Genomic DNA, 25,073 nt, shown 5'->3' with positions numbered 1-25,073 from the left:
GGGCGGTCGTGATCTTGCCCGCCCGGGCTCTGTCGGCGTTGCTGGGTCTTACATCTTCGGCATGAGGACCGAGTCCACGAGGTAGACAGTCGCGTTGGCGGTCTGGACGCCGCCGCAGACGACGCCGGTCTCGCCGACCATGAGGTTGTCGCCGGAGCCGGTGACCTCGATCTCGTCACCGGCCAGCGTCATGTGCTTGCCGTCGATCTTGTCCGGGTTGATCCGCCCCTCGACCACGTGATGGGTGAGGACGGTCGTGAGCAGGTCGGCGTCGGTGGACAGCTTGTCCATCGTGGCCTGGTCGACCTTCGCGAAGGCGTCGTCGGTCGGGGCGAAGACCGTGTACTCACCGTTGTTGAGGGTGTCGACCAGGTTGACGTCGGGATTCACCTGGCCCGACACGGCCTTGGTCAGGGTGGTGAGCAGCGGGTTGTTGGAGGCCGCAGTGGCCACGGGCTCCTGCGCCATACCGTTCACGGAGCCGGCACCGTCGGGGTTGGCCTTGGCGTAGTCCGCGCAGCCCGGACCCACCAGCATCGCCGCGGGGTCGGCCATCATGTCGGAGGACGCTGTGGTCGGCGACGACATCATCGAGGAGGATGAGGTCATCGGGGAGGTGGTCGACTCGGCGTCGGTCGCGCCATCATTGCTGGAACAGCCTGCCAGGACGAGCCCGGTAGTGGCGGCTGCCGCCGCGATCGTCGCCATGCGTCGAGAAATCGTGATACCCATTGTCGGGTCCTTTCGGTAAAGCCTTGCGTTCAGGGTCACCGGTGCTTCGACACAGTGTCCGGAGTGGATGGGTCTCTGCGGGACTTTTCTTTCGGGCCGTCCAGCGGCCGCTCTGCTCCGAAGACCTCACATGGACACAGACCCGCCCCGCACCCCGGTCACCGGCCGGCTAGTCGCTGGGATTCTCGCCACCGGCGTCGCCGTCGCCGTCGGCCACGCGCTCGCGGCTGCCGTCGACCCCGGGGCGTCGCCGTACCTCGCGGTGGCGGACTCGGTGGTCGACCGTGCCCCCGCGGCGGTGCGCGAGGCGACCATCGACGCGCTCGGCACGGCGGACAAGCCGGCACTGCTGGCGGGGCTCGCGGTGATCCTGCTGGTCCTGGGGGCGGTCGCCGGACTCCTCGAGCGACGTCGACGTCCTGTGGGGTCGGCGCTCATCGTGGCACTCGGGGTGGTCGGCGCGCTCGCCGCGCTCGCACAGGCGTCCGCCGGACCGGTGTGGGCACTGCCCAGCCTGATCGGTGCCGCGGCGGGTGTGGTGACCCTCAGGCTGCTGATCGGCTCGCTCGACCGCAGGCCGGCCGGCGAGGACACGAGACGCAGCGGCTCCTTCGCGTCCGATCCCCAGGCATCGACCGGTGGCCCGGATCGTCGCCGCTTCCTCATGCTGGCCGGCTCGGCCGTCGCAGTGATCGCTGCAGCGGGCGTCGCCGGAGTCGCGATCGGCCGTCGGGCCGCGGACGTGGTGGCCGAACGCACCGGGCTCCGGCTTCCCCGCGTCCTGGCCCGCAACGTCGCAGCCCCGGTACCCGACGGGGTCGTCCCCGACGCCCCGGGCGTCACGTCGTTCCTCACCCGCAACGACGAGTTCTACCGAATCGACACAGCACTTCGGGTGCCGGCCCTCGCCGCCGCAGACTGGCGACTCCGTATTCACGGGATGGTGGAGCGCGAGATCGAACTCGACTGGCAGGATCTCGTCGACCGCGAGGCCCTGGAGCGGATCGTCACCCTCACCTGCGTGTCGAACGAGGTGGGCGGAGGCCTCGCCGGGACCGCGTCCTGGACTGGCTTCCCGATCGCCGACCTCCTGGCCGAAGCCGGGGTCTCGCCGGAGGCGGACATGCTCTTGTCCACCTCCATCGACGGATGGACCGCGGGCACTCCACTGGATGCGCTCGTCGACGGGCGGGACGCGCTCCTCGCCGTCGGGATGAACGGCGAACCCCTCCCCCTCGAGCACGGGTACCCGGTCCGTCAGGTCGTTCCCGGCCTGTACGGCTACGTCTCCGCCACGAAATGGGTAGTGGATTGGGAGGTGACACGGTTCGATCGCGCAACCGCCTATTGGACCGACCGCGGCTGGGGGGAAAAGGGACCGATCCGCACCGCCAGCCGCATCGACCGCCCCGCACCGCTGGCCCGATTGTCGCCCGGCCCGGTCGTGATCGCAGGGACAGCGTGGGCACAGCACCGCGGGATCGACCGGGTGGAAGTACGGGTCGATGACGGGCCGTGGCAAGAGGCCCGGTTGGCAAACGAATACTCGATGGACACCTGGCGCATGTGGTCGTGGACCTGGGACGCCCAGCCGGGACTGCATACCCTGCACGTGCGGGCCACCGACCGAATCGGTGAGGTTCAGACGGAGGAACGCAGACCGACGGTCCCGGACGGGGCCACGGGCTGGCACAGCCGAACCTTCCGGGTGGAGTGATGGCTATCCACACCCTCGGCCATCCCGCCGCTGCGTCATCCGTCATGGCGGTGCCTACGACGAGGCCGTGTCGCACTAGACTCATGTCCGTGCCCGAGCCTGCCGCCCCTTTCCTCGCCGACCCAGGGCGACTGCTGGAGTTGTCGGCCGGCGGTGACCTGATCGCGTTCGGACGTTTCTACGACCTCATGGCGCCGCGCGCGTACGGGCTCGCCCTCAGGATCCTGCGCGACCCGGGTTACGCGGAGGAGACGGTTCAGGAAGTGTTCCTGCAGGTGTGGAAGCAGGCGTCGGGGTACCGCCCGTCTCTTGGTTCGGCCCAGTCCTGGGTGTTGACCATCACGCACCGCCGGGCCGTCGACCGGGTGCGGTCGGAGAGTTCCGCCACACGCCGAGACGAAGCGGACGCGGCCGCCGGGGTCACCCGTACCGACGACGTCGCCGAGCAGGTCACCGACCAGATCGCTCGCGATCAGGACGCTGCGGACGTGCGCAGATGCCTGGGGACCCTCACGGATAACCAGCGTGAGTCCATCGAGATGGCCTACTTCTCCGGGCTGACCTACCGCGAGGTCGCCGATCGGCTCGGCATCGCACTACCCACAATCAAATCGAGAATCCGCGACGGACTCCGTCGCCTCAAGAACTGCTTGGGAGGTGAGCTGGCATGAGCACTCGACACCACGATATTCCGTCGTCCACGGGCAGCGTCCGCCCCGAGGACCTCGATCTCTACGCGCTGGACGCCCTGGACGAGAATGAGGCCGACTCCGTCGAGACGGCGTTGATCAGCGCGTCGCCGGACGAGAAGGCGTCGATGCTGGCGCACATCGCCTCGACCCGCGAGGTCGTCGCCGGCATCGTGGCCTCCGCGGACCTCGACACCGCACCCCCGCCGCAGTTGCGGGGGCGGGTGATGGAGATCGCCGCAACCACCACCCCGCGGGTCCCGGCCCGACCCGCAGACACCGTGAACGCCGACCGGGATGAGGCCCGCGGAGGCGCCGACGTCGTCGACCTGAGCCGCGAGCGCGAGCGGAGGCGGCCCGGCCCACTGTCGTTCTTGGCCGTCGCGGCGGCCGCGGTGGTGCTGGTGGCGGGCGGCGTCGTCGTCGGCCGCGTCACCGACCGCGCGGGGAGCGAGAGTTCGCTGCCCGTCGCGGCGCCGTCGATGCCCGGGAAGGTCACCTCACTGTTGGCCGCAGAGGACCTCTCGGTGGTCCGCGGCCAGGTCGGCGGGACGGGGACCGCCACCGTCCTGGCGTCCAAGACCGCGGACATGGCCGTCATCTCGATGACGGGACTGCCCGAGCCGGCCGAGGGGCGCGCCTACCAGTTGTGGCTGATGGGCGCCCATGAGCCGATCTCGGCGGGGACGATGGAGGCTGGCGAGGTGGGCACGTCCCCCTCGGCGCAGATCGACGGCATCCGGGACTCCGAGCAGATCGGCATCACCGAGGAACCCGCGGGGGGTTCTCCGGCGCCGACCGGCCAGGTACTGCTGGCGCTCGACATCGACTGACCAGGTCAGGGGGTGACGAGAACCTTACGTGCCTCGCAGGCGTCCCTCGACGGGGACGCCTCCGGGCGCGTACAGGAGGGTTGCTCGCATGCGACCCACGGTACGGCGGTCAGGCCTGCCACCACTGCCGGAGCGGAATGTCCCAGGTCATGGAGTCGTTCAGCCGTACGGCGAGGATCTGGTGCAGCTGGATCTTGTTGTGTTCGAACCCGTACTGGCAGGCACCCATATACAGTCCCCACAGCTTGGCCATGGGCTCCCCGACCTCGCCGACTGCGGAGTCCCAGTGCTCGACCAGGTTCGCGCACCAATCCCGCAACGTGATGGCGTAGTGCTGGCGCAGGTTCTCCTCGTGGACCACCTCGAACCCGGCGTTCTCGGCTTCCAGATGGACCGTCCCCGCACCGGCAAGCTCGCCGTCGGGGAAGACGTACCGGTCGATGAACTGACCGGCCTTGACTGTGCGACTGTTGTCGGGCCGAGTGATGCAGTGGTTGAGCAGTCGTCCGCCCGGCTTGAGGTAACCGTGGAGCCGGGCGAAATAGTCGGCATAGTTCTTGCGACCGATGTGCTCGGTGATCCCGATGGAGCTGACTGCGTCGAAATCGCGCTCGGGTACGTCCCGATAGTCCTGGAGGCGGACCTCCGCCATGTCCCCCAACCCGTCGGCCGCGATCGCGGCCTGTGCCCACTCGACCTGCTCCTTGGAGAGAGTCACGCCGATCACGTGCACGCCCCGCGAGGCGGCGTAGCGGACCATCCCGCCCCACCCGCAGCCCACGTCGAGTAGCCGGTCGCCAGCCTGGAGACCGAGCTTGTCGAACACCAGCCGGTACTTGTTCTCCTGCGCCACTTCGAGCGACGTGTCTGGGTCCGTGTAGCACGCGCACGTGTAGGTCATGGACGGGCCGAGAACCCAGGAGTAGAAGAGGTTCGACACGTCGTAGTGGTAGCTGACAGCCTCGGAGTCCCGCTCCTTGGAGTGCCGCCGCATCCCGGACAGGACCCGCTTCCACGCGGGCTTCACCTCCATCGGCGGGGTCGGTAGGACTCTGATGCTCTCCGTGCCCACGGAGCGGGCGATCCGCACCAGAGTCCGTGAATCAGGCGTGCGGGTCATGTGCTTGCGGAACACCTCGAGCGCGCCGAACACGTCGCGAGGAGCGCCCGGGTGCACGCCCTCGACCTCGATCTCGCCCATGAGGTAGGCCCGGGCCAGCCCGAGGTCGCCGGGGGCGGTGACGATGTATTGCAGCGCCTTCTCGCTCTTGAGGCGGAGGACGAGCCCACTGTCGGCGCGGCCGATGGCGGAGCCGTCGTACGCCTCGATCCGCAGGGGTGGCTTACCGGTCGCGAAAGCGCCGATGATCTCCGCGATCGTCATCTTTCCCCTGGTCGTCGCCCGTATCGTGGTCACCGTGCCCCCACCGCCTTGTCATAGAGGGTCGCGAACCGGCCCTCGGGATCGAATTCCGACTTGAGCCTGCCGGCGTGATCACCGCCGTACAGTTGGGCGAATTCCTCGCGGGAGTAGAAGACCTCCGAGTAGAGCGATTTGTGACCGTCGAGACGCGAGACCTCCTCCTCGATCCGCCGGTTCCACGCCCCCTCGGCCATACCGGGTGTGATGGGCGCCGAGGACCAGAAGCCGATATTGACGTAGGTGGTCTCCGGGGCCAGCGGGTACAGCGGCCACGGCCGGTCGGAGCCGGGGCCACCGCCCACGCCAGGCGACGGGCTGGACTCGCGCAGTCGCAGCGGGCAGATCCACAGCGGTTCGATGGGCACCTCGCGCAGGAACCAGTCGAGGAAGTCGGCGGTGTGGTCGATGGTGACCTCGACGTCCTGCACCACGCGTTCGCGGGGGCCCTCGCCCTTGAGCGCCCCGATCTTGTTGCCCAGGTCGTACCTGTGGTCCAGCCCGATGATCTTCCAGTAGGCCGACGATCGCAGCAGATGCTGCGGCCAGAACCTCCGGATGCGCGGGTTTTGCACCCCGAATGCGCGCGAGCACCAGAACCAGTCGGTGTCCCAGCGCCACAGGTAGTCGCGGATGGTCAGGCGGTCGCGCACGACCGAACCGGCGGGACCGCCGTGCTGGATGGAGCGGTAATAGATCGCCTGTTTATCGGTCGCACCCGTGTAGTCGGACACCGGCCCTGACTCGTCGGTCCGCCGCCCCAAACACAGGTACGCTTCGTCGGCCGAGAACACGACCCCGTCGAGGAAGTCGACCTCTTCGCCGTCGTAGATCTTCTCTTCGCTGATCCGCGTCAACGCAGACTCGAGCGCGGTGAGGGAATCGAACCGCACGTGGCGCAGTTCCACGAAGCGCTTCACCGGTTCGAGCGCGATGCGCAGCCGCACCGCGTAGCCGAGCGAACCGTAGGAGTTGGGGAACCCACGGAACAGTGCGCGTTCGCGGGGGGAGCCGTCGGGACGGGCGGTGACGATCTCGCCGGTGCCGGTGAGCACGTCCATCTCCAGGACGGACTCGTGCGGCAGACCCAGGCGGAACGAGGTGGATTCGATGCCCAGTCCGGTGACCGCGCCGCCGAGGGTGATGGTCTTGAGCTGCGGTACCACGTACGGCATCAGCCCGTACGGCAGGGTCGCGTCGACCAGGTCCTCATAGGTGCACATGCCCTGGACGTCGGCGGTGCGGGCATCCGGGTCGACGGAGACGACGCGCGTGAGACCGGTGGTGTCGAGACCGGGCGACGACGACGAGGCGCGTGGACGGAACAGATTGGAAGTTTTCTTGGCCAACCGAACCGGCTCACCGGCGGGGACAGCTCGGAAACTTGCGACGAGCCGCCGCACCCCGTCCTCGTGCCGATCGGTTCCCACAATGAGAGGGTCGGCGAGATTCGCGGCAATTCCCATGCGCACCACCCTAGTGATGGCCGGGGGCACCCGTGGGTGATCGGGGGGTAGCTGCTGTCGACTGTGACGTCGCCAGCAGCGATGCCGGCGCGGTCAGACCCCGGCGCGGTCCAGCGCCTCGGCGGTGAGCCTGCGGCCGAGTGCGATCAACTCGTCCGCCCGGTGGAAATCGAACGTCGAGCACGCGTCCGACGGGACCTCGACCAGAACGTCGGGACGATTGCCGGCCATGCGGTAGCCGGTGACGATGCTCTCCATCGCCTCGATCGTGTGGGTGACCACATCGAAGATTCCCAGAGCCCCGGGGAGCGCCTCCTCACCGCCGGAGGCCACCTCCTGCTCCCCCTCCTTGACGACCTCCCCGACCCCGTCCGAGGGCTGATCGTGTGCGGGGTCGCCAGACGGGGCAACAGCCTCCGAACCTGCCGGATCCTGACCGAACCGGGCGGCGATCAGACGTACTAGTTCGGCGTCGCGCACGTCCGCCGCCGCGGTCCGTATCCGGCCCGTCAGTGTGCCCGCCGGCTTCGCCGCGCCTGGGCCACCCTTCCGGGCGGTCCTCGACTCGCCGTCCGCGGACACCTCGTCCGGGTCCGAGCTCTCGTGGAGCGTCGACCCGCGGATACCGGACCGACGACCCGTCAGTGACACCGCGAGGAGCAGGTCGCTGCTCATGGACGCCAGTGGCTCCAGTGGAACGGGGTTGGTGACGCCACCGTCGACGATCAGTCGCCCGCCGACCAACGCCGGGGTGATGACGCTGGGGATCGCGAACGATGCCCGCACCGCCACGTCCGCGGGCCCGCGGGTGAACCACACTTCGCGGCGGGCCCGCAGATCGGTGGCGACGGCCGTGAACGGGATCTCGAGGTCCTCGATGCGGACGTCGCCCAGCATCGCCCCGATGACGGCCATGATCCTGTTCGCCCGGATGGCGCCGCCGCCGGCAAAGGAGACGTCGAGCAGGCGCAGGACGTCGCGCTGGGTCAGTCCGCGGACCCATTCCTCGAAGTCGTCCAGCTTGCCGGCCGCATACAGAGCGCCCACGACAGCGCCCATCGACGCCCCGGAGACACCGATCACCTCGTGTCCGCGGGCCTGGAGCTCGCTGATCACGCCTATGTGGGTGTACCCGCGCGCCCCGCCCGCGCCCAGTGCCAACGCGATCCTCATCGGCGCCCTCCCCGTCGAGTCCGGCCACTCGCCCTCGGCGTGGCCCGCACCCAGTGTGCCGGAACCGGCCCGGCCGCACTCACCATCGCCGCTCTCGGTGTCGTAGGTGCGTTCTACCTTCAGAGCCGCGTCGATTACGTGTTCGACGTGGAGTACGAGTATCGATCACAACGCACCGAGGAGATCCCATGTCCCACACCGTCATCCCGCACCGCATCGGATCCACCCATGCCCCCGCCGTCGCGCGCGACATGTCCGCTGTCGCCGCGAACATCGGTCGATACGGGATGCACGTCGTGCATGTCGGCCAGGGATGCGACTGCGAAGACTGCGCCGCCACACCGTTACCTCCCGACCAGATGTTCGGCTACACCATCGGCTTGACCGACCTCGGTCAGCCGGAACTACTGGTCCGGGGTCTGACCGGCCGTGAGACCGCCGCGGTGCTGGCCCGGTGGGGCGACACAGTCCTTGCCGGCCAGGTCTTCGACGCAGGGCACTTGCTGTGTGAGGGATCCGGGGGCCCGACCTGGGAACTCGTGCCCGTGCGGCGTCCGTCCCGCACCCTGCGCTGGGCAGACAGGTATTACGGCACCACCGGCACCGGCGAACTGTCCGCGCTGGAATTGATCCCGGCCCGCAGGCGGTGCCCCTGCCAGCTGTGTAGCTGACAGTCCGGGCCAGACCGGGGTCGTCGTAGGGTCTATCCATGCCCCGTCATCAGCTGCACCTGGATGCGAACTCGCCGTCGATCATCGTGCCACTCACTGCGAGCGATCTCGCGCAGCTGCAACGGCAGGCGGGCGCATTGGCCGATAATCCCGTGATCGATCTGGTCGAGTGGCGAGTCGATCTCTACGAGCCGTTCCTCACCGGGGCCACGTCGACCTCCGCCGCGGCCGGGAAAGATCCCGGCCCGGCGGTGGCCGCGCTCGAGGCACTGACCGGGTTGCTGCCAGACGTCCCGGTCCTAGCCACGTTTCGCACCCCGGCCGAGGGCGGCAGTGCGGAAATTTCAGGGCGCGACTACGTCGCGTTGATCAACGCGCTCACGGCGACCGGGCTGGCTGCGGCCGTGGACGTCGAGTACCTCCACCCGTGGGCGGCACACGCCATCGAGGCCGCCCACGCCCATGGCGTTGCGGTTGTGGCGTCGAATCACGACTTCGAGGCGACCCCGCCGATGGAGGAAATCGTCGCGCGGCTGGAGGCGATGGAGGTCGCCGGGGCGGAAGTGGCCAAGATCGCCGTCATGCCCCGGTCCGCGGCTGACGTGGTGACGCTCATCGCAGCCACCGAGAGCCGCCACCGCACCGCGGGGATCCCGCTGATCACAATGTCGATGGGGGCGCTCGGCGCGGTGACTCGCCTCGGCGGTGGCACGTTCGGATCGGCGGCGACCTTCGCCACCGTCGGCGAGGCCTCGGCGCCCGGGCAGTTGCCGGCGGCCGCGGTGCGCACAGTGCTCGATCTCCTGGACTCCGGCTCGGGTGGCCCGAGTGGACGGGTCGACACGGCCGGACGTTAGCCGTAGCGCCGGAGGACCTCGTCGCGGAGCCCGGAGGTGGCCACGTCGGCGATATGCTTCTGGGCCTTCTTCAGCACCATGCCGGGCAGCCTGATCTTGAGGTCCACTTCGAGGTCGAAAACTACCCTGGTGGTGCCGTCACCGTTGTCGGTCAGGTCGTAGCGCGCGTTCTGCACGTTCAGGGTGCGACTCTCGACGAGCGACCAGCTCACCTCGCCGTCGTACCATTCGTAGCGCACGACCATCTCCTCGGTCATGCCGAACTGCGAGATCTTCTCCCACACGACGATCGGCCAACCCTCATCATCGGCTTCGCGGACCTCGACCGCACGGTGGGCGTCTGACCAGTCGACGAGGGACTCGACGTCTGCCAGAACCGCCATAATCTCGGGGATCCCCGCCTCGATCGTGGTCACGGACTGCACTGACACTGCCATAGACCGAAAGTTACCCTCGCGGGTCCGATCGTGGTGCGAGGATCAGAACATGAACGCCACAGCCGTCCCCGGCGGGGCGAGCAAAGACCGCAAAATCGCGTTGTTGCGTGGGATCAACGTGGGCAGATCGGCCAGGATCGCCATGGCCGACCTGCGGTCCTGCACCGAATCCGCGGGGTGCGGAGAGGTGCGAACCGTTCTGGCCACCGGGAACGTGGTGTTCACCGACCCGCGGCCCGCCGACGAGGTGAGGACGACGCTCGAAGCCGCATACACCGAAAGGTTCGAGTACAACGCCGCGGTTCAGGTGTTCACCCGCGATGCCGTCGAGGCCGCGGTGGCGGCGTACCCGTTCGAGTCACTGGACGAGCACCACGACTACGTCGTGTTCTCCGACGACCCAGAGGTGACCGGGACTGTCGCCGATACGATGGGCGCGGCGATCGACCCCAGCAGTACCGAGTCGGTGGCTGCGGGACCGGGGTGCATCTACTGGCGGGTCCCGAAAGGGGCGACGCTGAGCTCGGAGGCCGCCAAGGCCCTCGCAAATCGGGCCCATCAACGTCACTTGACCAGCAGGAACATCAGGACACTCCGCAAGATCCTCGCCGGGGTCTGAGCCCCTCGGTGCAGCAGCGTGGTGCACTCCACCCGGTGCGTCCTGGCCGGAGCGTTGCCGCCGGGCCGCCCCCTGCCGGCGGCGCCCCGGCGGGGACCGTCAGGGTGCCTGGACGGACGCGCCGAGCGTGTCGACCGAGGCAGCGAGGGGCCCGAAGATCGCGGGAAAGATCCCGTCCCACATGGCCTGAAGCTGGGAGAGGTCGAACGGGGGCATTCAGTCACGCTCCTTCTGCGGGAGGGGCGGCGTGCGGGCTCTCCGACGGCACCGGATTCCTCCGCTAGACAGGATCCTCCGCGCACGCGCTCGGACGCAACCCCTGGGCCGTGGCAGACTTCGTGCGATGCCCCGCCACCCGACCATCGCTGTCACCTCTGTCGCGCTGGTGACGGCTCTGGCGGCGGGCGGGTGTTCGCAGGACGGCCAGGACTCGACGGGTCCGGCGGGAGTGGACGCGACGATGTCCTCGCCCGACGGGCCGGCTGAGCCCCGCACGCCGCCCGCACCACCATTCATCGCGAGCTCGACCTGGGGCGATTCCGACTATGGCGTGACGCTGAAGGTGGCCCCGTCCCCCGCCGGCCGCACCGCGTCGGGCCCCTTCGACGCGCAGATGGCCTGGCAGGAGGTACTCCAGCTCTCCCCCGACGCCAAGACCCCGGGGATGTGGGAACAATTCGAATGCCACTGGTCCTGGGCGCGGATCCTCGAGCCCGCCAAGGCCACCTGGAACCTCGAGCCGTGGCGGCCGGTCGTATCACCCGACCGCATGCTGGCCGAGGGCTGTAACCCGGGAGGACCGGAGGTGTGAGTTCGAGGGGAGGTGCCGTCAGACCTACGGCGGCGACCCGCCCGGGGCTCAGAACAATGGGGCCATGCGCGAACTACAGCGGACCATCATCGACACGCTCGGCGCGAAGCCCCACCTCGACCCCGGCGCCGAGGTGGAACGAGCTCACGCGAACGGCGAGGACTCGATCAGCCCCGCGCGACCACACCGGTGACCGGGATCCGTCCGTTCACGGCCTGGCGGAAGTTGAGCACCGCGCGCTTGACGTGATCGCCGGTGGTCACCACGACCGCGCCGGTGGTACCGCGTTCACGGAAGATCTGATCGGTGAATTGCGCGTTCTGCACCGTCGAGTTCGAGTTGCCCTCTTCAGTAATCCTGTGCGGCGCGATCCCGGCACCCCGCAGCCAGTCACCCATGGCACGCGCCTCGGTGCGCCCGTTCTGCGGGACGCCGCCGGTGACGATGATGCGGGCGGTCGGGTACGCCTGCGCCAACCGGAATCCGGTGCGCAGGCGCTCATCGAGCACCGGGCGAATGCCGCCGTCGGGGAACAGTCCGGCACCCAGGATGACGATGTCGGTGGTGAACGGGTTGACGGTGAGCACCGCGGGATCGTCCGAGGTGAGCACCTCGAAGTCGCCGCACATCGGCAGCAGCGACTGGTCGACGTTCTGACATCCGAGCATCGTCAGCCCGCCGTACAGCGCGACGCCCGAAGGCATCTCGGCTGACCCGGCGGTGGCGGTGCCCGCTCCGGCTCCCAACGCGAGCGCCGCGGTGGCGGCGACGGCGGCGAGACGCCTCTGAGTTCTACGCACGATGAGCGGTCCTCTCCCGACAAGTTTCGTGACCCGATGGTTATCGCTCGCGCCCAGTGGGGCGTTACCCGTAGCTACGGGGAGGTCGCGCTCGACCCGCGTACCGTTCACGACATGTCGAAAGGATACGACAAGGTAACGGCCGTGCGATACCTTCAGGTGGCCGATCCGCAGCTACGCGCGCATATCGACGCTGTCGGCCCGTGCACACTCACCCCGACGCCGGACACCGGCCCGCACACCCTCTTCGACCGGCTGGCCTCGTCGATCATGTCCCAGCAGCTGTCGGTCAAGGCAGCCGCGACGATCGCCGGTCGGCTGCGCGAGCGCGCGATGAGCGACACCCAACTCGACCCCGATCGGGTGGCCGCGCTATCCGACGAGGAGCTGCGCGCGTGTGGCATCTCGCGGCCGAAGGTTGCCGCCCTGCGCGACCTCGCCGATGCGGTGCGAGTCGGGAGAATCCCCACACTGGCCGAATTGAGGGACTACGACGACGACGAGGTGATCACCTCCTTGACGACCGTCCGCGGAATCGGCCGATGGACCGCGGAGATGCTGCTGATCTTCCTGTTGGACAGACCCGACGTGTTCCCCGTGGCCGATGTCGGGGTGCGGCGGGGTTTCGAACGGGTGCTGGGCCTGGATACCACGGCCTCCCCCGCGATGATGCTCGAACGCTCGGCGAGCTGGGCTCCGTACCGGTCGGTGGCGTCCTGGTACCTGTGGCGGGCGGTGGACCAGACGGGAGAGTCGGCCCCTGCCCCCACCTCCTCGACCTAGGCTCTGGAGGTCATGGCGAACCTCAACTGGGATCGGGTGCGATCGGCGGCGGCCCGCGCCGCGTCGGGTGCCCGCGACGTCAACCGTCATCCCACGTCGGTCGAGTTCCTGCGGCGGGCCCGGCGGGCGCTGCCGGGTGACGCCGGATTCGGCGATCCGCTCTCCGCCGCTGGCCGCGACAGCGCGGGGACGATCGCCCGGGTGGCCGGCCTACTGTTCGACGAGCAGCCGACCGCGTCCCGCGAGGTGACGCTCGGCGGACTGCAGGTGTGGCACGCCCTGCTGGAGCGCGCGGGGCGCGCTGGCGGCGGGAGCGAGGTCACCATCGTCTTCACCGACATCGTCGGGTTCTCCGACTGGGCGATGCGCGCCGGCGACGAGAAGTCGCTACAACTCCTGCGGCGGGTGGCCTCGGCCACCGAGCCAGCGGTGCTCGCGCACCGTGGCACTGTCGTCAAACGTCTCGGCGACGGTCTCATGGCAGTGTTCCCGTCACCGCAATTGGCGCTCGACGCGATGACCGCCTGTCTGGACGGGGTTGCCACCGTGGAGGTGGCCGGCTGGTGTCCGCGGCTGCGGATCGGCGTCCACACCGGGCGACCACGCCGAATCGGGGACGACTTCCTCGGCATGGATGTCAACATCGCCGCCCGCCTCGCGGAGAAGGCCGGCGCAGGCGAGATCCTCATCAGCGAGTCCACCCGCGCCGGACTGGATCCAGACCGGGTGTCGACCCGCCCCAAGCGGACTTTCAGGTGGGGCGGAGTCAAGGGCGTGCCGGACCAGATCACCGTCCACGTGGCGACCCCGCGCTGACCGCCCACCCGCCGACAGCCGACGTCCGGTAGAACGGACACATGGCAACCACCGCATTCAAGGGCAATCCCGTCACCACCTCCGGCGAGCTCCCCGCCGTCGGGTCGACCGCTCCGGCGTTCGAGCTGGTCGGCACCGACCTGGCTCCCGTGACCTCCGAGTCGCTGGCCGGCAAGAAGCTCATCCTCAACATCTTCCCCAGCGTCGACACGGGCGTATGCGCCCAGTCGGTGCGCACCTTCCACGAGAAGGCCTCCAGCCTGGAGGACACCGAGGTTGTCAACATCTCTGCCGACCTGCCGTTCGCGCACAAGCGCTTCTGCGGCGCCGAGGGGATCGAGAACGCCACCGCGGGCTCGACCTTCCGCAGCGACTTCGCCTCCGATTACGGCGTCAAGATGACCGACGGCCCGATGGCCGGCCTGCTGGCCCGCTCGGTCGTCGTGGTCGACGCCGAGGGCAAGGTCGTCTACACCCAGCTCGTCGACGAGATCACCACCGAGCCGGATTACGACGCCGCGCTCGCCGCCGTGAACTGAGAGCTCACTGCACGTAGGAGACCACACGCAGATCGAGCCGACGACGAAGCCCGCCCCGTTTCTCCGGGGCGGGCTTTGTCGTTGACTGACGACTCCGAGTCTCAGGCGTCTGCGTGCGCCAGCGAAAAGCGCCGGGTGGCCTGCTCGAGCTGGCCGAACATCGTGGCCAGCTCCTCGGGTCGGCGCTCGGACGGCCGCACGCCCTCGGGGCCGAACTCGCTGAACAGGCTCAGCGATATCTGCTGACGCACGCCGAACATGTGGAAATTGGCCACTATCTGCCGCCAATGCTCGACGGCACGCACACCACCCTCGGCTCCGTAGGAGACAAACGCGACGGGCTTGTGGGACCACTCGCTGCCCAGCGAGTCGAAGGCATTCTTCAGCCCGCCCGGGACACTGTGGTTGTACTCGGGAGTGACAAAGACAAACGCGTCAAAGGAGTCGATGACGTGGCTCCACCTGGCGACCCGGTCGTCGTCGTACTTCTTCTTCGCTGCCCCCGGCACGGTGGCCGAGGTGAGCAGCGGGACATCGAAGGACTTGAGGTCGATCAGCTCATAGGTGGCGTCCTGCCGAGTCTGCGCCTGCTCCGCGACCCACTCGGCCACGGACTTGCCGGAGCGCTCCTCGCGGATGCTGCCCAGAATGATGCCGATCTTCACTCGTGGTCCCCTCTCGTTCAACGACCTGCTCTCTGACACCCCCAACCTTACTTTACTGACATGACATCAAACTAACGGCGGCGGCAGACTGGCGGCGTCAAAAAGATGGGCCTTCAGTCCAGATGCGGGCGAGACCGCACAATGGAATCGTGCGACCGAACCGCGTGCCCCTGAACCGCGACGCCCTCACGGCCCCCCGTCGCTGGCCCATCCGTGTCGCCACGACCGTGGTCGCCACCGCCGTTGTCATCCTGGTGTTGGCGGCGGCGGCCGGCGGCGCGTGGCTGCTTCTCCGCTCGGCAGTCCATGGGGCGATCGATTCCGCCGACCGGGGCCGGGCGGTCGACGTCGCGGACGCGTTGGCCACCCAGGGCCCGCAGGCTTCCATCGAGTTGGTCTCCGAGCCGCTGTCCGGGGTGGACCTGGTCCGAGTCGTCACTCCGGACGGCAGCATCCTCGCCGGGCAGGTCACCCACGGACTCGAGGACGTACCCGCACTGCCCGCGCCGGAGCCTGGACAGGTCGTCCAACGCGAACTCGACGCACCGAACGGAGCCGACCTGCGCGTCACGTCAGTCGGCGTGGACGTCCGTGGGGTGACCCTGACCGTGGACGTGGCCACTGACAGCAATCGCTACGACACCGTCCTCGCCGCTGGCGCCATCCTGTTCCTGTCGTTCGTGCCCGTCGCCGGCCTGGCCACGGCGGTGTTCGTGTACGTCGCCATGGGCCGGGTGCTGCGGCCGGTCGAGTCGATCCGGTCCCGCGTCGCCGAGATCTCCGCCTCCGGCCGCGGCGAGCGGGTTCCGGTCCCCGAGGCAGAGGACGAGATCGCCCGACTGGCCCGCACCATGAACGCCATGCTGGCCCGCCTCGACGCCGCACGCACCGCCCAGGTCGCCTTTGTCGGCGACGCCTCCCACGAGTTGCGCAGTCCGCTGTCCACGCTGTCGACGATGCTCGAACTGTCGTCCACCTCGGGCACACCGGTGGACGTGGAGACAGTCGACGAGCTTCTCCTGCCCGAGGTGCAGCGTATGCGGACGATGGTCGAGGACCTGCTCCTGCTGGCCAAGAACGACGAACGCGGGCGCCCGTTGCGCCGCGAGGACGTGGACCTTGACGACATCGTGCTCTCGGAGGCCGCCCGCCTCCGCGGACTGGAGGGGGGCGGAATGGACGGGCACGGCATCGAGGTCGCGGCCTCGGTGGAGCCCGCGCGCCTGGTCGGCGATCCGGACGCCCTGCAGCGCGTGGTACGCAATCTGGCCGACAATGCGCGCCGCCACGCGCGCGGTCGGATTGCGCTGCGACTCGCCGTTGACCGGGCGGCGCCCTCAGCGCCACGCGCAGTGATCTGTGTCGACGACGACGGCGAGGGCGTGCCCCCCGAACAGAGGGATTCGGTGTTCGATCGCTTCGCCCGACTCGACGCGGACCGCGCGCGGGGCAAGGGCGGATCGGGACTGGGCCTGGCGATCGTCGCCGAAATCACGCGCTCCCACGGCGGCACGGTGCGGGTGGCGGATGCGCCCGGCGGTGGCGCGAGGTTCGTCATCGAACTACCGGTCCAGAGTGTCGAGGATGATCCTGACGACGCGGGCGGTCCGCCGATCGACTCGGGCTAAACGCGGATGGTCGCCGTGCTGTCCACGAGCCGGTAGCCCTGCCCACGCACGGTTTCGATCGCGTGGGAACCGAACGGTGCGTCGATCTTGCGGCGCAGGTAGCCGACGTACACCTCGACGATGTTGTCGTCACCGTCGTAGGCGGCATCCCACACGGCCCGCATGATCTGGGTCTTGGAGACCACCTGATTGCGGTTGCGGATGAGGTACTCGAGCACGGCGTATTCCCGGGCGGTCACGCTGATCCGCGTCTCACCACGGCGGACGTCCCGCGCGGCCGGGTCCACCACCAGGTCGCCGGCCTCGAACGTCGTCGGGCGTTCCGGTGCACCCCGCCGCACGAGCGCCCGTAGCCGTGCCTCCAGGACGACGAACGAGAAGGGTTTGACGAGGTAGTCGTCGGCGCCCAGGTCAAAGGCGTCAGCCTCGTCGTATTCGCCGTCTTTGGCGGTGAGCATGAGAACCGGGGTCCACACCTCGCGGCGGCGCATCTCGCGGACCACCTCGTATCCGCTCCGGCGCGGCATCATGATGTCCAGTACGACCACGTCGAACTCGTCGTCGCAGGCCATCTCGAGCCCGGCTTCACCATCGGCAGCGGTCTCGACGGCCCACCCGCCCGTGACGAGTCCTCGGCGCAGACTCTCCCTCAGCGCCGGCTCATCGTCGACTACCAGGACCCGCATCAGTAGGCCGCCCTAACCCTCGAGGTCGATTTCCTGGTCCATCCGCTCGGCGGGGACCAGTGAATCGGCGTGCCGCCGGACCACCTTCGCGGGAACCCCGGCAACGGTGGTGTGGGGCGGAACCTCATGCAGGACCACCGACCCGGCGGCCACCTTGGAACAGTCACCCACGCGGACGTTACCGAGCACTATCGACCCGGCGGACAGCAGGACACCCGAGCCGATCTTGGGATGACGGTCGCCGTCCTCGTTCCCGGTCCCGCCGAGGGTGACGCCTTGCAGGATCGATACCCCGTCACCAATTACGCAGGTTTCACCCACGACGATCCCCGTGGCGTGATCGACGAGGATGCCCGAGCCGACGCGGGCGGCAGGGTGGATGTCCATCGCGAACACCTCGGAGATGCGACTCTGCAAAAACGAGGCCGCCATGACCCGGCCGGCATTCCACATCTCGTGGGCCACCCTGTGCACCTGTAGGCCGAGGAACCCCTTGGCGAAGAGATAGGGCACCAGGTAGTTGGGATACGCCGGGTTGCGCTCGTAGCTCACCACGAGGTCGGCTGCGACAGCCTCCAGGACGTGGGGATGCTCCGCCAGGACCGCCCGGATCTCCTTCTCCAGCACGTGCCGGCCGATCTCAGGGGTCGCGATCCTGGAGGCGGCTAGACGTGCGAGGGACTCGCCGAGGTCATCGCACCCGTCAATGAGATCCAGGACGAGTCCTGCGATCAGCGGCTCGTTCCTGCTCGAGCTCGCGTCCACCGACAGTCGGTCCCATACGGCGCGGACGGAGGAGTCGGCCTCCGCCTGTGGGACACAGGGGTTCTCGATGCTCAGCTCGATGGTCACCTGATACAGCGTAGGCCCGCCCCCGTGATCGGGGCGAGTCGCACCAATTCTCTCGCGTGCGGAATCCTCGGCACGTGCTCTGCGACGCCGCCCACGGCAGCTCGCTCGACGGACTGCGCGGGGCGCGGCAGGATGGGGTCATGATCCTCATCAACGTGCGTTTCGACGTCAAACCCGAGTTCGCCGATTCCTGGCTCGAGATCACCCGCGATTTCACCGAAGCCACCCGCGCAGAGCAGGGCAACCTGTGGTTTGACTGGTACCGCTCGCCGGAGTCCCCGTCCACCTTCCTGCTGTGCGAGGCCTTCCGGGAGGGCGAGGCCCCGGTCGAGCACGTGAACTCCGCCCACTTCAAGGAGTTCACCGGTTCTGCCGCCCAGTACCTCGAACGGACCCCGAGGATCATCAACACCACCGCCGACGGTGAGGAGTGGGGAACGATGGGCGAGATCACGGTCGAGTAGGTCCCGTCGGAACGGCACGACCCTGCCTGAGATGACATGAGACGGCAGCGGCCGGTCGGGGATCACCCGGCCGGCCGCTGCCATTATCCGCGATCAGATCGCGCTACCCGATCAGATCGAACTGCCGAGAGCCGACTGTGCGAGAGCGATCGGGTCGATCGGCCACCACTGGCCGTAGTCGAGCGCGTAGACACGGTTCAGATCGGACACAATTCCACCGACGGTGACCTGCTGGTTGACCGGAAGCTGGTGGATGGTGGCGGCCGGATTCAGTCGCCCGCCGGAGCCCCAGTCATGCTGCCAGAAGTACTGCCCGAGGCCGACCTGACGGCACCAGTCGATAGTGGGGGCATTGGCGTACACCCCGAGCTTCATCCCCGCACCGCGGAGGTGGTCACGCCAGCGCTCGAGGTACGGGCGGATCTGGTTGTCGAACTGCCAGCGGGTGGGGTTGTCGTCGATCGCCACGTACATCGGGACACCCGAAGGGCCCCCGGCAGAGCGATGAATTCCGATGCCGATCGGGGCGTGACGGTTGCCGCCTGCGGCCCCTTCCTTCCAGTCTGCGGTCTCCGCACGCCCGAACTGGTAGCAGGAGACCATGTTGAGCCCGTGGGCTCGGAAGTCGTCGACCTCACGGCGCAGCAGCGGCTTGCCGGTCATCCACCGGGCGTCCGGCCGACGGTTGGAGCAGTAGCGCACGGAGCCCAGATGTCCGGCCGCGCGGACCGACGCCGCCGACGGCGGGCCGGACGCGTAGTCGAGCAGGGTGCCTATCGGGACCCCGGCGCCGGCCCCCGGCAGTGCCCCGAGCTCGGCGGGGATCGAGGACTGGGCACCCGCCGCAGGGGTGAGTCCCGCGGCGAGGGCGCCTGCCCCGGCAGCGCCGAGGCCGGCGCGGCGAAGGAAGGTTCGGCGGTCGAACGTCATGAAGCTACTCCGGGGTCTCGAGGTCTCGTGGCTCGTGGGAACGTCTCACGCGCGCACCCGACGAGTGTGTCACAAGAACATCGCAGATGATATCCCGGCGTTACCACACGGATGCGCCACCACAGGGCAGGCGCGGCTGGTTCACTGACCCTCATGAACCGATCGCACAGATGGTCCGCTGCCGACATCCCCGACCAGGCAGGCCGGACCTTCGTGGTCACGGGCGCCAATGGCGGGATCGGCCTGGCGATCACGGCGGCGCTCACGGCTCGGGGCGCCCGGGTCATCATGGCCTGCAGAAATGTGGACAAGGCGGAGGCGGCTCGCGCGACGCTCCCCGCCGAGACACGCGGGCTCGCAGAGGTGCGCCTGGTCGACATGGCGGACCTGGACTCGGTCGACGAGTTCGTGGCGGCCACAGCGGCGGCGGGCGGACAGGTCGACGTCTTGGTCAACAACGCCGGGCTGATGAACATCCCCCACGCTCGCACCGCCCAAGGCCACGAGATGCAATTCGGGGTCAACGTGCTCGCCCACCATGCGCTCACCCGCGGGCTGGAGCCAATGCTGACAGACCGGGTCGTCTGGCTCGGCTCGCTCGCCCACCTGCGCGGACGGCTCGACACGGACGACCTCAACATGGACGCGCGCGGGTACGGCCCAATGGCGGCGTACGCGAACTCCAAGCTGGCGTGCATCATGCTGGCCTACGAATGGCAGCGCCACTTCGACCGGGGCGGCAATGGGCTGAAGTCCCTCGCCGCGCACCCCGGTTACACCGCGACCGAGCTCATTCGCCAGAGCGGGAAGCCGCTGGCCGACCGCTTCTTCGAGCTCGGCAACTCCATGACGTGGGCGGGACTGACGCCGGAGATGGGGGCGCTGTCCGTCCTGTTCGCTGCGACGATGCCCGGCCTCGCCGGCGGTGAGTTCGTCGGCCCCGATCGTCTCGGAGGTCTGCGTGGGCACCCGGAGGTCACCACGTCCAGTCGACGTTCGTACGACCAGTCCGTGTCCGCCGCGCTGTGGGAGCGGTGCACGGAGATGACCGAGTTCCAGCGGGCGTAGCCGCGACGGGTCAGCCGAGTCCTGACGCGGCCAGCCCGTCTCGCAGCTTGGCCACATGCTCAGGCGGACCCTGGAGGAGGGGCATGCGCAGGCGATCCGAGCCGATGAGGCCGGCCAGCTTCAGCGCGGCCTTCACCTGGATGGCCCCCTGCGAGGTGTGCATGATCGCGTCCACCGCCGGGATGAGACGGGTGTGGATCTCGCGGGCGCGGGGCAGGTCCCCGGCGTCAACGGCCTGGATCATCGCGCGGTAGTCGTCGCCGGCGACATGGCCGACCACCGAGACGATGCCCGTGGCACCGAGGGCGAGGAAGGCCAGGTTGAGCACGTCGTCACCGGAGAACCAGAGCAGGTCGGTCTCGGCGATGAGCCGGCTGGCTTCGAACAGGTCGCCCTTGGCGTCCTTGACGGCCCGCACCTGGGGAATCTCGCCCAACCGTCGGATCGTGTCCGTCGCCAGAGCGGTACCGGTGCGGCCCGGGATGTCATAGGCCATGATCGGACGGTCCGCGGCCTCGGCGATCATCCGGAAGTGCTCGACGATTCCGTGCTGGGTGGGCTTGTTGTAATACGGGGTCACCACGAGCAGGGCGTCAGCGCCGCGCGCGACCATCTCTCGGGCCGCGCGCATTGAGTGCTCCGTGTCGTTGGTCCCGCACCCGGCCATGACCTGCACGCGATCGCCGACCGCCTCGACGACGGCGGCCACACAGTCGTAGTCCTCATCGTCGGTGGTCGTCGCGGACTCACCGGTCGTGCCGTTGACCAGCAGTCCGTCGTGACCATGGTCTGCGAGGTGAACTGCGAGCCGCTGCAGGCCATCGAAGTCGATCGAGCCGTCATCGTGCATGGGGGTCACCATCGCGGTGATGACCCGACCGAAGGGATTGTCCGACATGCGCACAAGACTAAGCCACCGCGGCGCGGCGGCGGGATTCCGCTGGCGGCACAGGTGCGGGATTCCGACGGGGCCGGGCTGACGGGACTACTGTCATCACTACCCCGGCGCCGGGCGACCGGCGCTCACCCCGAGGACCGCGGAGGCACCCGTGACCGACTCGCCCCGACCCGAGGACACCGCCCACATCCCGGAGGTGTCTCCCGACGAACTCGGGAACACTATCGATGGCTCCGTCGCCGGAGACGGAGCCATCACCCGCCGTACGGACGAGGCCGACTCGGAGGCAGAAGCAACGGGCTCCACGGCGGCGACCGGGACGGACGGAGGAAACGCCGCCCGGCGCGAGGAGCAGAAGAAGGTGTATCGGAGCCCCGAGCAACCGGACCGCGCGGTCGGAGGCTCGGACGGCACGACCGACGGTCAGTAGCCGCCTACAACGCGCGGAGGAGCACGGCGGAGCGGCCGGTCGCGGTCACCGGACTTTGTTGGGGTTGGTGTCGAGAACCCGGCCGAGGGTGTTATCCACGACGATCTGCGCCACCCCGCTGTAGGTGGCCACGCCTACCCGCAACGTTGCTACCAGCGCGTTCTGCAACATCGGAATACCTCCTCACATCGTGTGACATACGTCACCGTACTTGTGTCGGCGCCCTTCTGCTGACAGATAGACAAACTTTCTGGACGACCGTATTGAACGGCCGCCTCGGAAGGCAATTTCGCCGCCTGGAAGGCGCCAGCCCCACACCAGCAGGGTGCTGTCAGGGTCGCTAGTCCACCAGGACTCCGAGGGCCACGGCGGGATCATCTACGTCCAGATGTGATTCGTCGCCGACGAGTCAAGAGGGGATCCCGGGTACGAACAGGTGGAGATCGACCCGTCGGAACTCGAGAACCAGTTCGCCGTCGTCGCCGGGGGCTACCCACCTACTCCGACTTCGATGCTCGACGTGCGCGGCCACTGACCGCACCGCCAAGGCCCGGTGGTGGTGGTGGTTACGGCGTGCCGGTAGAAGCTTCCTTGTCGCCGACGGCGTTCTCGTCTCCGGTGGCCTCCCCACCTTCGTCCGCCTGCATATCGCAGACGGTCTCGTCGCACCCGGCCGTCGCCGAGCCTCCGGCGTCTCGCTCCCCCTCTTCCGGGATGCGGTACAGCGGATGCACCGGCTCTGGAGAGGGTGCCTCCTCGTGCTTCTCGAGCGCCTCGGGCGAATAGGTGCGCTGCCACTGGCGGGTGACCGTGGGCGGCCGCTCCCCCATGTCGTTACTGAGCCCTCGGACGAGGCTGTACATCATCACGAAGCCCATGATGAAGAAGGGCAGGCCGATGACGGTGATGACCTCCTGCAGCGCGGTCAGGCCGCCCTCGCCCGTGCCTGCCAACAGGGTCGCGGCGACAGCGCCCATGAGTACGCCCCAGATGACGCGCTGATGGGTCGGCGAGGCCTGAACCTCGTCATCCGTTCCGGAGGCCATCATGTCGACGACCATCGACGCCGAGTCGACGGACGTGGTGAAGAAGATGACGACGAGGAGGACCGCAATGCCGGAGACAAGGGTCGCCAACGGGTAGTTCGAGAGGAACGCGAACAGTGCGCCCGGAATATCGCCGTCCTCAACCACCGCGTTGGCCAGACCGCCGGAGCCGAACAGTTCGATGTGGAACGAGGCCATCCCGAAGACCCCGAACCACAGCACCGAGAACGCCACCGGCAGTCCGAGGACGCCAAAGACGAACTGACGGATCGTGCGGCCACGGCTGATGCGGGCGATGAAGATTCCCACGAACGGTGACCACGTGATGGTCCACGCCCAGTAGAAGACGGTCCACGTGTTCTGCCACGAGGCGAGGTCATCGCTGGCCGGGAACACGTTGTTCCACAGGGCCAACTCCGGCAGGGTCGCCAGGTAGATGCCGAGCGACTCGACCGTGCCCTTGAGCAGGAACAGGGTCGGCCCGGTCACCACGACGAAGATCAGCAGGGCGATCGCGACCACGATGTTGAAGTTCGACAGCCGCTTGATGCCCTTTTCCAGGCCCAGCGCCACAGAGATGCAAGCGATGGTGGTGACGACCGCGATGACGAGAACCTGCACCACCGGCGAGATGGCGATTCCGAACAGCTCGTTCAGGCCTGCGTTGATCTGCAGCGTCCCGAGCCCGACCGACGTCGCCACACCGAACACGGTGCCGACCAGCGCCACGATGTCGATCGTCTTGCCGATAGGGCCGAAGACCTTGTCGCCCAGCAGGGGCGCGAAGATCGAGCTGACCCGGGGCGGCATCTTCCGCTTGTAGATGAAGTAGGCGAACGCGAGGGCCGGCAAGGCAAAGATCGTCCACGTGTGCAGACCGAAGTGGTAGAGCGTGAACGCTATGGCTTCATTAGCCGCATCCGTGGTACCCGGTTCGACGTTCCCGCGGGGCGGGGTGGCGAAGTGAGAGATGGGTTCGGCAACACCCCAGAACATGAGGATAGTGCCGATACCGGCGGCGAACAGCATCCCGAACCAGCTCAGGGTGGAGTGCTCCGGCATCTCTCCGTCGCCACCCAAGCGGACGTGGCCGAACCGGCTCAGCGCGATCCAGATGAGGAAGCCGAGGAACGCGGTGACACCGAAGATGTAGAACCAGCCGAGGTCGGTCATGATCCAGCCCGACGCGGCCCCGAAGACCTTGCCCACCCAGTCGCCGGCGAAGAAGGTGACGACGACGAAGGCGAGGATGACCCCGACAGTCGTGAAGAACACCCCGGGGTCGGTCTTGAGCCTCAGCGCTCGCAGTATCCGTTCGGACATGTTCCTCCCCGTCGTCTCGGCGCGATGGGAGCGCCGCTGCCGGACCGTGTGACTCAGTCAGAGTTCGTGTTTTTAGTACGCGAAATTGTGTACCACGAAAACTTTTCCGTTGCCGGAGTGGGCGATGCCCATCCCGGCAGAGCGGTACCCCGGATCGAGGAGATTCTCGTTGTGCCCGGGCGAGTTCTTCCACAGGTCAACCAGGCACACTGCGCCACAGTGGATCCCGGCGGCGACGATGTTCTCCCCGTAGCCGCGGCCGAGCAGCGCTGTGTTGTGGACCACCTCATCGCGGGCGGCCAGGCGGTCGGCCCACGCCTGGGCCTCGCGGTCGAGTTCCGGGTTCGGGGCCAGAGCGCCACGGCCGTTGGCGATGCGATAGGAGTCAATCTCGCGGATGATGCCCTCGCGCAACCCGCCGGCGACAGCCCGGCCGGCTACGTCCTGGTAGGCCATCTCGCTCGACCCGACCCCCGCCCACACCTCCGGGGGCAATGCTGCGCGCACCTGGGAGACCAGTCCGTCCACCTGGGGGACCAGATGGGCGGGGATCAGGTGCTGCGGAATGAACGACGGCAGTGGCTGTGCCGCCGCCACCCCGGCCCCACCCAGAAGGGTGACGGAGGTGACGGCGATGGTCGCGAGTGACGTGGTGAGCCTGTTGCGCATGATGGTGATCATGCCCCCTCGGCGGGATCGACGCGAACCGATTGGCCCATG

At 68.3% G+C, this 25,073-nt stretch carries 29 protein-coding genes; 15 read left to right on the top strand and 14 right to left on the bottom strand.

The window, feature by feature from the left end; all coding sequences use genetic code 11:
• Positions 1-48: 48 nt before the first annotated feature.
• Complete coding sequence (locus FQ137_RS04355) at positions 49-732, bottom strand: fasciclin domain-containing protein (protein WP_149291299.1); 684 nt, start codon at positions 730-732, stop codon at positions 49-51.
• A 130-nt stretch (positions 733-862) separates the two neighbouring features.
• On the opposite strand from FQ137_RS04355, the gene FQ137_RS04350 reads away from it, so the two are divergent.
• From FQ137_RS04350 to FQ137_RS04340, 3 genes are all read left to right on the top strand, one after another.
• Positions 863-2,449, top strand: a complete 1,587-nt coding sequence (locus FQ137_RS04350; protein ID WP_149291298.1) for a molybdopterin-dependent oxidoreductase — start codon at positions 863-865, stop codon at positions 2,447-2,449.
• A gap of 83 nt (positions 2,450-2,532) precedes the next feature.
• The gene (sigK, locus tag FQ137_RS04345) at positions 2,533-3,120 is read left to right on the top strand and encodes an ECF RNA polymerase sigma factor SigK (RefSeq protein WP_188064768.1); all 588 of its coding nucleotides are present in this window, start codon (positions 2,533-2,535) and stop codon (positions 3,118-3,120) included.
• Entirely contained in the window at positions 3,117-3,971 is an 855-nt protein-coding gene (locus FQ137_RS04340; protein WP_149291296.1) for an anti-sigma factor, read from the top strand. Before sigK ends, FQ137_RS04340 begins: the two co-directional genes overlap by 4 nt.
• 109 nt (positions 3,972-4,080) lie before the next feature.
• Here the strand turns inward: FQ137_RS04340 and FQ137_RS04335 are convergent, their stop codons facing one another.
• From FQ137_RS04335 to FQ137_RS04325, 3 genes are all read right to left on the bottom strand, one after another.
• Positions 4,081-5,355 (bottom strand): class I SAM-dependent methyltransferase, encoded by a 1,275-nt coding sequence (locus FQ137_RS04335; RefSeq protein ID WP_149292643.1) that lies wholly within the window; start codon positions 5,353-5,355, stop codon positions 4,081-4,083.
• Positions 5,356-5,384: 29 nt separating this feature from the next.
• A complete protein-coding gene (locus FQ137_RS04330; RefSeq protein WP_149291295.1) occupies positions 5,385-6,857 on the bottom strand; it encodes an FAD-binding protein in 1,473 nt (490 codons plus the stop codon).
• Positions 6,858-6,950: 93 nt separating this feature from the next.
• Positions 6,951-8,030: a patatin-like phospholipase family protein gene (locus FQ137_RS04325; RefSeq protein WP_149291294.1), complete on the bottom strand. Its 1,080-nt coding sequence runs from the start codon at positions 8,028-8,030 to the stop codon at positions 6,951-6,953.
• A gap of 188 nt (positions 8,031-8,218) precedes the next feature.
• Here FQ137_RS04325 and FQ137_RS04320 point away from each other — a divergent pair, with 188 nt between their 5' ends.
• Complete coding sequence (locus tag FQ137_RS04320) at positions 8,219-8,701, top strand: DUF4262 domain-containing protein (RefSeq protein ID WP_149291293.1); 483 nt, start codon at positions 8,219-8,221, stop codon at positions 8,699-8,701.
• Positions 8,702-8,739: 38 nt separating this feature from the next.
• A complete protein-coding gene (gene aroD / locus FQ137_RS04315; RefSeq protein ID WP_149291292.1) occupies positions 8,740-9,558 on the top strand; it encodes a type I 3-dehydroquinate dehydratase in 819 nt (272 codons plus the stop codon).
• Here aroD and FQ137_RS04310 read toward each other — a convergent pair.
• On the bottom strand, positions 9,555-9,995 hold the full coding sequence (locus FQ137_RS04310) for an SRPBCC family protein (protein WP_149291291.1): 441 nt from the start codon (positions 9,993-9,995) through the stop codon (positions 9,555-9,557). The two genes, aroD and FQ137_RS04310, sit on opposite strands and share 4 nt — an antisense overlap.
• A 49-nt stretch (positions 9,996-10,044) precedes the next feature.
• On the opposite strand from FQ137_RS04310, the gene FQ137_RS04305 reads away from it, so the two are divergent.
• The 3 genes from FQ137_RS04305 to FQ137_RS15520 all read left to right on the top strand — a co-directional run bounded on the left by FQ137_RS04305 (position 10,045) and on the right by FQ137_RS15520 (position 11,618).
• Positions 10,045-10,614 carry a DUF1697 domain-containing protein gene (locus FQ137_RS04305; RefSeq protein WP_149291290.1) on the top strand — a complete coding sequence of 190 codons (570 nt, stop codon included), beginning with the start codon at positions 10,045-10,047 and terminating at the stop codon, positions 10,612-10,614.
• A gap of 343 nt (positions 10,615-10,957) precedes the next feature.
• Complete coding sequence (locus tag FQ137_RS04300) at positions 10,958-11,425, top strand: DUF2599 domain-containing protein (RefSeq protein ID WP_149291289.1); 468 nt, start codon at positions 10,958-10,960, stop codon at positions 11,423-11,425.
• A 64-nt stretch (positions 11,426-11,489) separates the two neighbouring features.
• A complete protein-coding gene (locus FQ137_RS15520) occupies positions 11,490-11,618 on the top strand; it encodes a hypothetical protein (protein WP_255583584.1) in 129 nt (42 codons plus the stop codon).
• Here FQ137_RS15520 and FQ137_RS04295 read toward each other — a convergent pair.
• Positions 11,593-12,225, bottom strand: coding sequence for a YdcF family protein (locus FQ137_RS04295; protein ID WP_149291288.1), 633 nt, complete (start codon positions 12,223-12,225; stop codon positions 11,593-11,595). The genes FQ137_RS15520 and FQ137_RS04295 overlap by 26 nt on opposite strands.
• Positions 12,226-12,339: 114 nt before the next feature.
• On the opposite strand from FQ137_RS04295, the gene FQ137_RS04290 reads away from it, so the two are divergent.
• Genes FQ137_RS04290 through tpx form a run of 3 tightly spaced genes read left to right on the top strand, consistent with a single transcriptional unit; the run spans position 12,340 to position 14,363 of the window.
• Positions 12,340-13,008 (top strand): DNA-3-methyladenine glycosylase, encoded by a 669-nt coding sequence (locus FQ137_RS04290; protein WP_149291287.1) that lies wholly within the window; start codon positions 12,340-12,342, stop codon positions 13,006-13,008.
• A gap of 12 nt (positions 13,009-13,020) precedes the next feature.
• Positions 13,021-13,824, top strand: a complete 804-nt coding sequence (locus tag FQ137_RS04285) for an adenylate/guanylate cyclase domain-containing protein (protein WP_149291286.1) — start codon at positions 13,021-13,023, stop codon at positions 13,822-13,824.
• A 41-nt stretch (positions 13,825-13,865) separates the two neighbouring features.
• Positions 13,866-14,363, top strand: a complete 498-nt coding sequence (gene tpx, locus FQ137_RS04280) for a thiol peroxidase (protein WP_149291285.1) — start codon at positions 13,866-13,868, stop codon at positions 14,361-14,363.
• Positions 14,364-14,464: 101 nt separating this feature from the next.
• On the opposite strand, the gene FQ137_RS04275 is transcribed toward tpx, so the two are convergent.
• Positions 14,465-15,028 (bottom strand): NADPH-dependent FMN reductase, encoded by a 564-nt coding sequence (locus FQ137_RS04275; RefSeq protein WP_149291284.1) that lies wholly within the window; start codon positions 15,026-15,028, stop codon positions 14,465-14,467.
• A gap of 149 nt (positions 15,029-15,177) precedes the next feature.
• Between FQ137_RS04275 and FQ137_RS04270 the strand changes: the two genes are divergently transcribed.
• The gene (locus FQ137_RS04270) at positions 15,178-16,656 is read left to right on the top strand and encodes a cell wall metabolism sensor histidine kinase WalK (protein ID WP_255583581.1); all 1,479 of its coding nucleotides are present in this window, start codon (positions 15,178-15,180) and stop codon (positions 16,654-16,656) included.
• Here FQ137_RS04270 and FQ137_RS04265 read toward each other — a convergent pair.
• Together FQ137_RS04265 and epsC are read right to left on the bottom strand one after the other, a co-directional pair.
• Positions 16,653-17,342, bottom strand: a complete 690-nt coding sequence (locus FQ137_RS04265; RefSeq protein WP_149291282.1) for a response regulator transcription factor — start codon at positions 17,340-17,342, stop codon at positions 16,653-16,655. The two genes, FQ137_RS04270 and FQ137_RS04265, sit on opposite strands and share 4 nt — an antisense overlap.
• Positions 17,343-17,354: 12 nt before the next feature.
• Positions 17,355-18,194, bottom strand: coding sequence for a serine O-acetyltransferase EpsC (gene epsC, locus FQ137_RS04260; protein ID WP_149291281.1), 840 nt, complete (start codon positions 18,192-18,194; stop codon positions 17,355-17,357).
• A 140-nt stretch (positions 18,195-18,334) separates the two neighbouring features.
• Between epsC and FQ137_RS04255 the strand changes: the two genes are divergently transcribed.
• Entirely contained in the window at positions 18,335-18,658 is a 324-nt protein-coding gene (locus FQ137_RS04255) for a putative quinol monooxygenase (RefSeq protein WP_149292642.1), read from the top strand.
• 111 nt (positions 18,659-18,769) lie between these two features.
• Here the strand turns inward: FQ137_RS04255 and FQ137_RS04250 are convergent, their stop codons facing one another.
• Complete coding sequence (locus tag FQ137_RS04250) at positions 18,770-19,588, bottom strand: DUF1906 domain-containing protein (protein WP_149291280.1); 819 nt, start codon at positions 19,586-19,588, stop codon at positions 18,770-18,772.
• A 153-nt stretch (positions 19,589-19,741) separates the two neighbouring features.
• On the opposite strand from FQ137_RS04250, the gene FQ137_RS04245 reads away from it, so the two are divergent.
• Positions 19,742-20,656 carry an SDR family NAD(P)-dependent oxidoreductase gene (locus FQ137_RS04245; RefSeq protein WP_149291279.1) on the top strand — a complete coding sequence of 305 codons (915 nt, stop codon included), beginning with the start codon at positions 19,742-19,744 and terminating at the stop codon, positions 20,654-20,656.
• 10 nt (positions 20,657-20,666) lie between these two features.
• On the opposite strand, the gene dapA is transcribed toward FQ137_RS04245, so the two are convergent.
• On the bottom strand, positions 20,667-21,554 hold the full coding sequence (gene dapA / locus FQ137_RS04240) for a 4-hydroxy-tetrahydrodipicolinate synthase (RefSeq protein ID WP_149291278.1): 888 nt from the start codon (positions 21,552-21,554) through the stop codon (positions 20,667-20,669).
• 151 nt (positions 21,555-21,705) lie between these two features.
• Here dapA and FQ137_RS04235 point away from each other — a divergent pair, with 151 nt between their 5' ends.
• Positions 21,706-21,984 carry a hypothetical protein gene (locus FQ137_RS04235; protein WP_149291277.1) on the top strand — a complete coding sequence of 93 codons (279 nt, stop codon included), beginning with the start codon at positions 21,706-21,708 and terminating at the stop codon, positions 21,982-21,984.
• 45 nt (positions 21,985-22,029) lie between these two features.
• Here FQ137_RS04235 and FQ137_RS15515 read toward each other — a convergent pair whose 3' ends face one another.
• The 3 genes from FQ137_RS15515 to FQ137_RS04225 form a co-directional block, all read right to left on the bottom strand.
• Positions 22,030-22,155, bottom strand: a complete 126-nt coding sequence (locus tag FQ137_RS15515) for a hypothetical protein (RefSeq protein WP_255583577.1) — start codon at positions 22,153-22,155, stop codon at positions 22,030-22,032.
• A gap of 395 nt (positions 22,156-22,550) precedes the next feature.
• The gene (locus FQ137_RS04230) at positions 22,551-24,353 is read right to left on the bottom strand and encodes a BCCT family transporter (RefSeq protein WP_149291276.1); all 1,803 of its coding nucleotides are present in this window, start codon (positions 24,351-24,353) and stop codon (positions 22,551-22,553) included.
• 72 nt (positions 24,354-24,425) lie between these two features.
• Positions 24,426-25,034 carry a CAP domain-containing protein gene (locus tag FQ137_RS04225; RefSeq protein WP_149291275.1) on the bottom strand — a complete coding sequence of 203 codons (609 nt, stop codon included), beginning with the start codon at positions 25,032-25,034 and terminating at the stop codon, positions 24,426-24,428.
• Between the last annotated feature and the right edge of the window lie 39 nt (positions 25,035-25,073).

It is taken from the genome of Dietzia sp. ANT_WB102, assembly GCF_008369165.1.
GTDB lineage: Bacteria > Actinomycetota > Actinomycetes > Mycobacteriales > Mycobacteriaceae > Dietzia.
The sequence above is the reverse complement of the archived record's forward strand: the minus strand, read 5'-3'. Positions and strand labels throughout refer to the sequence as shown.